This is a genomic window from Rhizobium sp. P2_G2 (assembly GCF_056403555.1).
Genome location: NZ_JBFUFF010000155.1, coordinates 1 through 10,828, shown reverse-complemented (window position 1 = coordinate 10,828; position 10,828 = coordinate 1). Strand labels below are relative to the sequence as shown.

Annotated in this window: 6 protein-coding genes and 1 pseudogene; 6 read left to right on the top strand and 1 reads right to left on the bottom strand. The window is 58.9% G+C overall.

The window, feature by feature from the left end; all coding sequences use genetic code 11:
- The 5 genes from AC1D06_RS39835 to AC1D06_RS39815 form a co-directional block, all read left to right on the top strand.
- Positions 1 to 1,317, top strand: a 1,317-nt coding sequence (locus AC1D06_RS39835) for a VCBS domain-containing protein (protein ID WP_477991023.1), incomplete at its 5' end; no start/stop codon positions are given.
- Between the two features lie 973 nt (positions 1,318 to 2,290).
- On the top strand, positions 2,291 to 3,787 hold the full coding sequence (locus AC1D06_RS39830) for a phospholipase D-like domain-containing protein (RefSeq protein ID WP_477991022.1): 1,497 nt from the start codon (positions 2,291 to 2,293) through the stop codon (positions 3,785 to 3,787).
- Positions 3,788 to 4,085: 298 nt separating this feature from the next.
- A complete protein-coding gene (locus AC1D06_RS39825) occupies positions 4,086 to 6,395 on the top strand; it encodes a rhodanese-like domain-containing protein (protein ID WP_477991021.1) in 2,310 nt (769 codons plus the stop codon).
- Between the two features lie 902 nt (positions 6,396 to 7,297).
- Positions 7,298 to 7,891 carry an ankyrin repeat domain-containing protein gene (locus AC1D06_RS39820; RefSeq protein WP_477991020.1) on the top strand — a complete coding sequence of 198 codons (594 nt, stop codon included), beginning with the start codon at positions 7,298 to 7,300 and terminating at the stop codon, positions 7,889 to 7,891.
- A 14-nt stretch (positions 7,892 to 7,905) separates the two neighbouring features.
- Positions 7,906 to 8,412, top strand: a complete 507-nt coding sequence (locus AC1D06_RS39815) for a YHS domain-containing (seleno)protein (protein ID WP_477991019.1) — start codon at positions 7,906 to 7,908, stop codon at positions 8,410 to 8,412.
- Between the two features lie 18 nt (positions 8,413 to 8,430).
- Here the strand turns inward: AC1D06_RS39815 and AC1D06_RS39810 are convergent, their stop codons facing one another.
- A complete protein-coding gene (locus tag AC1D06_RS39810) occupies positions 8,431 to 10,602 on the bottom strand; it encodes an adenylate/guanylate cyclase domain-containing protein (protein WP_477991018.1) in 2,172 nt (723 codons plus the stop codon).
- Between the two features lie 124 nt (positions 10,603 to 10,726).
- Here AC1D06_RS39810 and AC1D06_RS39805 point away from each other — a divergent pair.
- Positions 10,727 to 10,828 (top strand): annotated as a pseudogene (locus tag AC1D06_RS39805) (IS5/IS1182 family transposase); the annotation flags it as partial.

Genomic DNA, 10,828 nt, shown 5'->3' with positions numbered 1-10,828 from the left:
CTGTTTACGGCGCAGAGCAATGTCAATGGCAGCAATGGTTATGGCAAGTTCACCATCGCCGCCGATGGCACCTGGACCTACACCATGAACAGTGCCCATAACGAGTTCGTCGGCGGCCAGGATTATACCGACAGCATCACCGTGGCGACGGCCGACGGCACCACCCAGGTGCTCACCGTCACCATGCACGGCACCAATGATGCAGCCGTGATCGGCGGCACCAGCACCGGTTCGGTGACCGAGGATGCAACGCTGACCGCAAGCGGCGCGCTGACGATAAGCGACCCCGAGTCGGGCCAGAGCTCGTTTGCGGTGCACAACAGCGGCAATCCGGTTGCCGGCACATATGGGTCGCTGACGATCGATGCTAGCGGAAACTGGGTCTATACGCTCAACAACTCGGCGAGCAATGTGCAGGCTCTGGGCTCGACAGACCATGTGCACGACCAGATCCATGTGACGTCGGCAGACGGCACGGACCAGGTTATCGACATCACTGTGAACGGTGCCAACGACGCGCCGACAACACCCACCTTCGTGGCGAGCAAAACCGCCACGACCGATGGGGCCAGCCTCGACCTCGGCAAATTCCTTTCTACCGATCTGGATACCGGCGATAGTGTCAGTTACTCGATGACGAACAACTTGTCGGTCGGTACCTGGAGTGTAAACTCATCCACCGGAGAGCTTACCGCGACCGGCGTCACCGCGAATAATAATCCGTTCAATGGCACTATGACTGTGACTGCGACAGACGGTCATTCGGCGGGGGTTTCACAGACCTTCAGCGTCTGGATCGGGCGCGATGGCAGTGGCAGCAATGCGGACAATACCATTACTGTAACCGGCACAAATCCGAGTATTGTCGATGGCCGAGCCGGTGACGACGTGATCACTGGCGCTAGCGGCACCGACTATATCTACGGCGGGGCCGGCAGTGACACGATGAAGGGTCTTGGCGGCGCCGACTGGTTGACCGGCGGCACCGGCGATGACCACTTCCGCTTCGAAGCGGTCAGCAATTCGACGCAGTCGGCCTTCGACACCATTCTCGATTTCCAGCACGGGACGGGCTCGTCGGGTCACGATTTCATCGACTTTGCCACCGCCCTCGGTCTGACGGCAACCGGCACGATATCCAGTGGAAACCTGGCTGCGCACACCGTTGCCTGGCAGAGCGACGGAAATGGCAACATGTTCGTTTATGCCAATACCGGAAGCGCGGCCGAAAGTGTTGCAAGTGGAACGCATATCATCGAAATCGAACTGATCGGCGTCACCACCCTGACCGCCAGCGACTTCAATTTGCTCGCATGACGGACTGAAAACTGCTGAGGGCGAGCGGGCATTATGATGCGGATTTACCTCCGCTCAAGCTCRCCCTCCTGCTGCGGCAAGGGTGCGGCAAGCTGCGGCAAGGGTGAGCTAAAAAATTGCTTGCCGCATGTTTTGTTCAATGAAATCAATGACTACGGCAAGTGCGGTAAGCAAAATGCGGCAAGAGCGGCAAGCCGCCGTAAGTCATTGAAATCATTATGCGGCAAGCTGCGGCAAGCACCTCTCTCCTACGGAGAGAAGGTGCGCTTGCCGCGCCGCCTTCCGAAAAGGGTAGGGCCCGTGCGGGCGGCTCAATCGTTCACGACTTTATCGCCGCCGCCTTGGCTGGCACTCCGACGCTTGGACGGACGATACGAAGCGGCGGGCTCTTGATAATGTTTGTCCCGAGAACAAAATAAGAACAATCTACAGAAAGAATGCGCCCCATGATCCACTCTGCTCTTTTCGATGGTCCGGCACCGCACAGCCAACATGTCGAAGCAGGCTCTCGCGGATGCGCTCCTATTCGCTCGCCCCGGCGACACGGAGCAATCTTCGATGATCTCTTGCCAAACGCCGATGTTCTGCGGGATCGGCTGTTGTTGGCACGAGGTTGAATGACATGTGGTTCGGAGGGATCGCGGCATACAGAGCCGCAATACGATTGCCGCCGCCTCCATTGGCGCAATCCGCATTCTATACGGTAAAAAGGGCCGAGAAGCAGAAGGAACCTCAATCCGGGTCACGCTGTTTGATAGGGCCGCAGTTGATGTGGGTCTTGCTCGTTATGCATTCGGCCCCGCCCTCGGTTTTGGATCGCACAGGTGGTTCCGCAGAGAGCGACGGGAACCATCGCCTCGCAATGCTCATTCCAAGTGGTGAAAATGGCGTGTTCGTGCAAAGTGCTTATTTCAAATGCTGCCGGTCGTTGCCATTGGAGATCAATCGCAAGGATCAATCGAAGGGAGGATGAATGTCGTCGCAGCCGCTGCTGAACTCGCCTGAAAACTGCTGGCGGATCGAGCGGGCCGACGAGTTTGCGATTCTGATCGATGCGGACTGCTATTTCGCCGCGGCGCGTGCGGCGATGAAGGCCGCAAAGCGTTCGATCTTTCTCGTCGGCTGGGATTTCGATGCCCGCATCACCCTGGGGCATCCGGACGTGGATGACGAGGGGCCGCGTGGCGTCGGCGACTTTCTGCTGTGGCTGGCAAAGCGAAATCCCGATCTCGAAATCCGGCTGCTGCTGTGGAACCCCGCTTTTCTCTCCAATTGGGTCAAACTATCGAATGTCCCATATTTGCTGCGCTGGAAACTGCATCCGCGCATCACGGTCAAACTGGACGGCAACCACCCGGTCGGCAGTTCGCACCACCAGAAGATCCTGGTCGTCGACGACAGTCTCGCCTTTTGCGGCGGCATAGACGTCACCACGGACCGTTGGGACACGCGCGAGCATCTCGACGACGACCCGAGGCGCAAACGGCCGAATGGGGTTGCCTTCGGCCCCTGGCACGACGCGTCCAGCTACTGCATCGGCCCGGCCGCACGTGCCCTGGGCGACCTTTGCCGGGAGCGGTGGAGACTTGCCGGCGGCAAGCCCTTGCAGCCGGCGGAGGGGCACCAGGCCTTTCCACGGGTGGAGGGCGCGATAGCATTCGGGGCTGTCGATCTGGCGATCTCGCGCACCAGCCCTGACTATGGCGGTCGCGAACGGGTGACGGAGGTGGAGAGGCTCTATGTCGACATGATCATGTCGGCCCGCTCCGTGATCTATGCCGAAAGCCAGTATTTCGCTTCCCGCATTGTCGCCCAGGCGATGGCGCGCCGGCTCGCCGAACCGGACGGCCCCGAGATTGTCCTGATCAACCCGGTGCAGGCGGACAACTGGCTTGGATCGCTGGCCATGGACACGGCCCGCGCCAGATTGCGGGAATCCATGCACCGGCACGATCGATATGATCGCTTTCGCATCTACCATCCCGTCACGGCGCAAGGCGTGCCTGTCTATGTCCATTCCAAGCTGATGGTCGTCGACGACCGGGCGATGCGGGTCGGCTCGTCGAATTTCAACAACCGGTCCATGCGGTTCGACAACGAATGCGACGTCGCCTTCGAGGCGTCCGGGTCGGATGCGCTGGCGCAAAGGCTGCTGGACCTGAGGAGCGACCTGCTCGCCGAGCATCTTGGCACCGATGCGGCAGACTTCGCGGCCCTCGTCGATCGCAAAGGTTCGCTGATCGGTGCCATCGAAGACGTCAGGTCAGGACGGGCGTCCGGGGCGCAACCCGCCTCACGCACCTTGGTCCCCTATGTCACGCCGGAGATTTCAGACCTGGCCGAATGGCTGGCCGACAATGAGATTCTCGACCCCGAGGGTCCGGAGGCCGTGTTCGAGCCGATCGAAAAACGTGGCCTTTTCCGCGGCAAGCTCAAGGTCCCATTTCGAAGGCCGCGGCCGCAACAATGATCGAGGCAAGGTCCGGCGCTTGAACGCACCGGTTCGGAGGAGGGGGCGTGGACGCGGCAGTGAAATTCGTCCGCGTTGATGACGTGGAGCGAAGAGCTCGCCTGTGATGGGCGAAGCTGCGTGCGCGTCTTGTCCGCTGTCGGCCGGAATCAGCCACCCCGCAGGCCCCCAAGCCGGGCAATATGTCTGGCACGGGCGGGGAAACAAGTGTAGCTTACGAAAGCTAGGAGGCTGGGAAAGTTCCCGTCCCTGAACCGGCGCCACGGCGAAGCCTTCTACACCTTTGGGAGAGGTGGCCATGGGAGCAGTTCGCGCCGAACGGCGGCTGGTTGCCATTCTTGCCGTCGACATTGTCGGTTATTCGCGGCTGATCGAAGCCGACGAGGCCCGGACCCTGGCAGCAATGAAGGCATGGCGCTCCGAAATCTTCGAGCCGCTTCTGGAGGATTATCACGGACGTATCGTGAAACTCATGGGCGATGGCGCGATCGTGGAGTTCGGCTCCGTCGTCGACGCCGTCGCCTGCGCGGTCGCCTCGCAAAGCAAGGTCGCGGCACGGCAGGTGGATGTCCCGCCCCAATATCGGCTTCTCCTGCGCATGGGCATCAATCTCGGCGATGTCGTCGTCGACGGGGACGATCTGCTGGGCGATGGCGTCAATGTCGCGGCGCGCCTCGAACAGATATGCGAGCCGGGAGGACTTTTCGTATCCGGCACGGCTTTCGATCACCTGCAGGGCAGGTTTGAATTGCCGCTGGAATTCATCGGCGAGCAGCATGTGAAGAATATCAAGCGGCCGGTGCGTGTCTATCGCGTGAGCTTCGAGGGGAATATCCGGCACAGGCGGTTCAACCCCAGAAGCCTTCGCAATTGGGTCATTCCGGCTGTTTTGGTCCTCTCGCTCCTGATCGGCGCTCCTGCACTGTGGCTGGCGCAGAAGCGCACCAGCGCCGAGACGGCATCCGTTGAGCGGATGGCTTTGCCGCTGCCCCAAAAGCCCTCGATCGCCGTCCTGCCGTTCGACAATCTCAGCTCCGATGCCGAACAGGGCTATTTCGCCGACGGAATGACCGATGACCTGATCACCGAACTGTCAAAACTGTCCGGCATCTTCGTGATCGCGCGCAACTCGACCTTCACCTACAAAGGCAAACCGACCAAGGTGCAGCAGGTGGCCGAAGAACTCGGCGTGCATTACATCCTCGAGGGCAGCGTCCGGCGCGAGGGAAATCACGTTCGGGTCAATGCCCAATTGATCGACGCGATCGACGGACACCACCTCTGGGCCGAGCGCTATGATGGCGAAATGAGCGGCGTCTTCGGGCTGCAGGACAAGGTGATAGGGCAGATCGTTTCGACGCTCTCGGTGAAGCTGACGCGTTCCGAACAGAGCGTCGTGACAGTGCCGGAGACGATGAATCCGCAAGCCTATGATACTTTGCTGCGGGGCTGGGATCACTTTCGCCGGRACAGCGAGGCGGAAACGGTCATAGCCTCTGCCTTCTTCCAGAAGGCCATAGCACTCGATCCCAACTATAGCCGGGCCTATGCGTCATTGGCGGCAGCAAACTGGAGGATGAGCATCTCCTCCTGGGATTTTTCCCGTCGAGAGAACGCAATCAAGAACCTCAACAGAAATCTCGAAAAAGCCCTGGAGAAGCCGACGCCGCTTGCCTATGCGATATCGGCGCAATGGCTTGCGCAGCAGGGGCGCTATGATGAAGCGTCCGCTACCATCGACCGGGCGATGAAGCTTGCGCCGAACGATGCCGACAACCGTGTCAGCATGGCGTGGATCCTCAACGCCACGGGACATGCGGCAGAGGCGGAACAGCAGGCCCGGCAGGCGATGAGGATCGATCCCCATCTCTCGCAGGCGACGCTGCGCATGTTCGCAATCTCGCTGTTCTCGCAAGGAAAATACGACGAAGCTGCCGACACGTTTGAACGCGTGATCGAAAAGAAGTCCGATGTCCGCGAGGACTACGCCACGCTCATATCGAGCTATGCGCATCTCGGACGCACCGACCGCATCCAGGCGCTGATCGACAAGTACAACAAACTGGCCATGCGCTCGCTGTCCGATCCGCTCACGGTCGAGGAAAGCGCATTTGATTGGTATGGCAGCGCGTTGGGCTATCACAGGCCCTATATCACGCGCCTGCAGGAAGGGCTGCGCAAGGCCGGACTGCCCGAAGGGGCCGGCACGGACCTCGCCCTTGATGATTACCTCAAGTTCATGACCGAGACAAAAGGCGAACTCAGCGTCGACAGGACGATAAAAATCGATGTGACGGAAGCCAAGGCACTGCTCGCCCGCGGCGTGCCCTTCATCGATGTGCGCGCGCCCCTCAACTACGACAACGGCCATATCCCCAAGGCCATCAACCTGTCGCTGATCACCGCGCTGTCGAAGGAAAGCCTCGCCAAGGTGGCGGGCAAGCAAGACGAGGTCGCCTTTTATTGCCAAGGAAAGTACTGTTCCTATTCCGCCTATGCTTCGGCCAAGGCGGTCGCCTGGGGGTACACGCGTGTTTATTATTTTGCGGGGGGATTTTTGGCGTGGGATGATGAAGGGCATCCGGTGGTGGTGGAGGTTGGGAGGTAGGGGGAAGGGGTATCCCTCTGAGTTTAACGCTTTTCGGGGAAATTAAGGGTGGGTCCTGAGGGCGCAACAATAGTGTGCAAAATCAATCGGCTACCAGATCGATTAGCCACTTCGTTTCCCCATTTGTTCCGAAGGCGTGGCTAGCCGGGGAGGGGCGTTGCTCAATTTCACAAGCACCTCTCCGGAGGATGCCTTGTGCCGCCTTGACTCTGCGAAGCTGTGCGAGCTTAGAGCGCTGTTTGGTCGGGGATAGCGAAGCATGGAGACTTTGGTTTGGGATGTGACTGATCCTCGCGCCAAAAAGCCGACCTTGCAGGATTATCCAGGCGACTTGAGAGAGAAACTTGAAGCCTACCGCCTGCAGCAACGGAACATCAAAGACCTATACGCGAAGAAGTTGCTAGTCAGTCAGTGTTCTGCCTCCGAAAATTTGCGATCATCGGATCAGATTTCTGACCTGACGTCAAGAATATCACAAACCAGTATCATCACGATGCTGGGACGCCGACAAAGAACAACTCAAGATGCCGCCCGAAGTAGTTCCTCCTGGACCATTGCGGCCTCAAGTTCCTCGAGAACATGACGCTCGTCGTCGGTGCCGTGTGCCCTGATCAACGGCGCGCACTGTGCATGCTGGGCGGGGAGAGCCTCCGGACAATCTCGGTGAAACTGCCCAACCATGGCGTTCGGGATTTCCTTGGGGTGCCTCTTGCCGAAGTCGCAATGCATTATGGAACGATCCTCTTTTCGTCAGGTTTGCATGAACTTGCCATCGGCGCAAACTGCCGCAATGGTCGGCGTGACGCCTGTAATCTAAGAGTACAGCGCCCCTCTCAACCCCCGATGCCTATCCAAGGGCTACGTCCCGTGCTATTTTTTTGGAAACTTCCGAGGCGAAAGTCATGCGACAGCTGCTTGCATCTGTAGCGCTGATCCTTATGGCGACAATGGCCGCCGCGGGTAATAACTTGTTCGACGCCGTCGCAGACAACAATGTCGCCGCGGTCGAGGAGCTTCTTTCTGCGGGCGCTCCTGTTGATAGCCGGGCACGGGACCAAGCGACGCCTCTCATCAATGCCGCACTCGAATCTAAACTCGCCATAGCCGAATTGCTGATCGCCAAGGGTGCTGACGTCATGGCTCGGAATTCGGGCGGTTTCACGCCGCTCCACGCAGCCGCCTTCTCCGGCAGCTTGCCGATAAGCAAGTTGCTACTCCAAAATGGTGCGAAATTAGACGATGCGGCCAACAAATCGGGTGTGACGCCCTTAATGATAGCCGGCGAGGAAAACCACGTAGCTCTCGCCAGCTTTCTTCTGTCGCAGGGTGCGGACGTCGGACGTGCGGAGATTCACGGTTACACTCCCATCACGCGGGCGATCTGGAAGGGCAACACGGAAATCGTGCGGCTCTTCAAACAGCATGGCGCGCCTTGCCCTCCGGCGAGCCGCGTGGGCGAGAAAGAATACACGAAGTGTATGAAAATCCACGATTGACGCAGGAGGCTCGTATGGCAGTGATAAGAACCGGAGCGCGAGGCATTCGTCGCTTTGTGGCAGGCTTTGCCGTTACCTTGGCAGTGACTGTCAGTGGGTCAAATGCCTTCGCCGATGACTCGGTAAATACGGGGTACTTCGGCGGCGTGGCGATCATGGGATACGACACGGTCGCCTATTTCACCGATGGAAAAGCGACGAAGGGATCAGAGAAGTTTTCCTACGAGTGGCTGGGGACGCCGTGGTATTTCGCCAATGCGGAACACCGCGATATGTTTATCAGCGAACCGATCAAATACGCTCCTCAGTATGGCGGATATTGCGCTGGCGAGGTGGCCCTAGGGTCTGTCACAGTCAATACCGATCCAGAAGCGTTCAAGATTATCGACGGCAAGCTTTACTTGATCTACGACAAGGGATCGGCGGAGTCGTTTGCGGCCAATGCGGAAGTTGCAGTGCCGAAGGCGGACGCCAACTGGCCCAAGGTGGTAGCGGACCTCAGGCTGGACAATTACGAGTGATCCTAGGTGGGAGCGCCCCTATCTGACTGGCGAGAAGTGGAACACCTTCGTCGAATTTACGTAAACGTAGCTGCTTCCACCGGGAGAATTTGGACGTCTATAGACCGGGCCGCAATCTGCCTGCCCGAATGCATTTTCACTCTGTTCACAGAGCTTGTCGCGATCGACGAAAACCTTTTCGGTCAACATCTGCGTCGCCGTGCGGAATGCCGCCTTGCCGTCGGGTTCTATTTGCATCAGTGCCAGGCTGCTTGAGGGCTCAATCCTGCCCTTCAGGAGTTTCCCCATGACGGTGCTGGCAATTTCCTTACCGTTCAACCGATCCTTCTCGTCGCCCTTGAAGCCGAACGGCCATTCCGGCAGGCCGGCGTCGCGAAGTCCATCCAGGATAAACGCCAAATCGCGCTCGTTGCGGAAATGCGCATTGCTGATACGCCAACTCGCCAGGGAATCACGCCCTGCGAGAAGGCGGTTTCCTTCGGAGACAGCCGCACGAGCATCATCAACACGGCCCGCACGTTGATATGCCATGGCGAGAGGGGTAACCAGTTCGCCGTTACCGGGCGAAGCGTCTCGTGCTCGTTCAAAATTGTCGATGGCCTTCGCGCTATCGCGCAGAAGATAATAAACCAGGCCAGCAGTATATCGGTCAATGGCAGATAGGTTCGGCTCGTGTTTGAGCGCCGTCTCGACGGCCGCAGCCGCTTCGGTGTGATTGCCGCAGATCAAATGAACGTATGCGGATGCCATGTAAGCTTCGACATCAGCGGACCCAAGGGAAACTGCTTTCTGCGCCGAGGTGATCGCCTGATCGTAGCGGCGGTCCACAACCTGCATGACGGCAAGAACCGCGTATGGGGAGGAAAGACCGGGGTCGAGGGCTAAGGCCCGACTTGCCTTGTCGTACGCCCTTTTTCGCGCCAGCGCGCTCTGGAGGACGTCGTCGTAAGCGCTCCGCCAGACATAGGCGGTCGCGTGCGCATCGGCCGCGTAGGCCTCGGCGAAACCGGGGTCAAGCGCTTCCGCCTTGTCATACAACGCAAGCGCCTCAAGCATCCGGGAACGGCGGCCTGTCCGCGTCGCCTGCTCGGCACGAAGATAGTAGTCATATGCTTCGAGATTGGCGGTAGGCGGACGGGCTATTCGCTCGACCTCCGATTTGGTCAACGTCACTCCGAGCGCTTCGGCGATCTGTCGGCTTAGCTGATCCTGAAGAGCAATCACATCCGACGCGCTTCGGTTAAGTCTGTCGGCCCACAGGTGGTCGCCGCTTGCGGCATTGATCAGTTGCGCATTAACGCGGATTTGATCGCCAATCCGCTGCACGCTGCCCTCAACGATAAAGCGCACTCCGAGATCGCGCCCTATGTCGGACAAAACGCGTGGCTTGCCTTTGTATGCAAACACCGAATTTTGGGCGATGACGTCAAGGCCGGAAAGCCGCGCCAGATCGGTGATCAAGTTGTCGGTAACGCCGTCGGCGAAATAATCTTGGCCCGGATCGCCACTTAGATTTGCGAAGGGAAGCACAGCGACAGATGGACGTTGCGGCGAAAAAGGGCCTTGCCAGGCGAAGATGGTGGCGGTGGTCGCGACCATGACCATTGCGAACATAGCCAAGATGACGGCCCGCCGAAGATTCGGACGGGCCGCGACGACCTTGCCTGCCTCGGAGGGGGCCAGCAAAACGTGATACGCGCGAACCGGATCGGCTATGTTTTTCAGCCTCTGCTCACCGAGCGTAGAGAAGCCGACGTTGACCTTGTGTACCGCGTGGTCGAACGCAGTGCCGGATATCAAGACTCCGCCCGGCGTGGCGATACTTTGCAAGCGTGCAGCTATGTTGACGCCGTCGCCGTAGATATCATCGCCTTCGACGATGATGTCGCCGAGATTGACGCCGATGCGAAACCGAATACGCTTTGTCTCCGAGACGCCTTGGTCGTAGCTGGCCATTTTTCGCTGGATCACGGCGGCGCACTGAACGGCGTCCACTACACTTGCAAACTCAACCAAGGCTCCATCGCCCATGAGCTTTATGATCCGGCCGTGGAACTCCTCTATGGCTGGGTCAACCAACTCCCGGCGGCAGGCTTTCAACCGCTCCAGCGTGCCGCCTTCATCGTCGCCCATGAGGCGGCTGTAGCCGACCACATCGGCAGAAAGTATCGCTGTGAGCCGCCTCTCCATAATCTGCCCACCGTTCTTCCCACGCCCTAGGCGAGCGGTTATCTTAGAGCCCGATTTAAAAGTAGTTGAGCGATAACAGCAGGTTGTGATTCCCTTTTGGTGCTAAATCAAAATGGGGTTTCCGATGACCTGGACTGCTATCGCTCGGCGTGAGCATAACCGAGACGCGCTTCGTTTTCCAAGTGATTTGACGGACCGGGAATGGGGTTTTATCGAACCATTGATC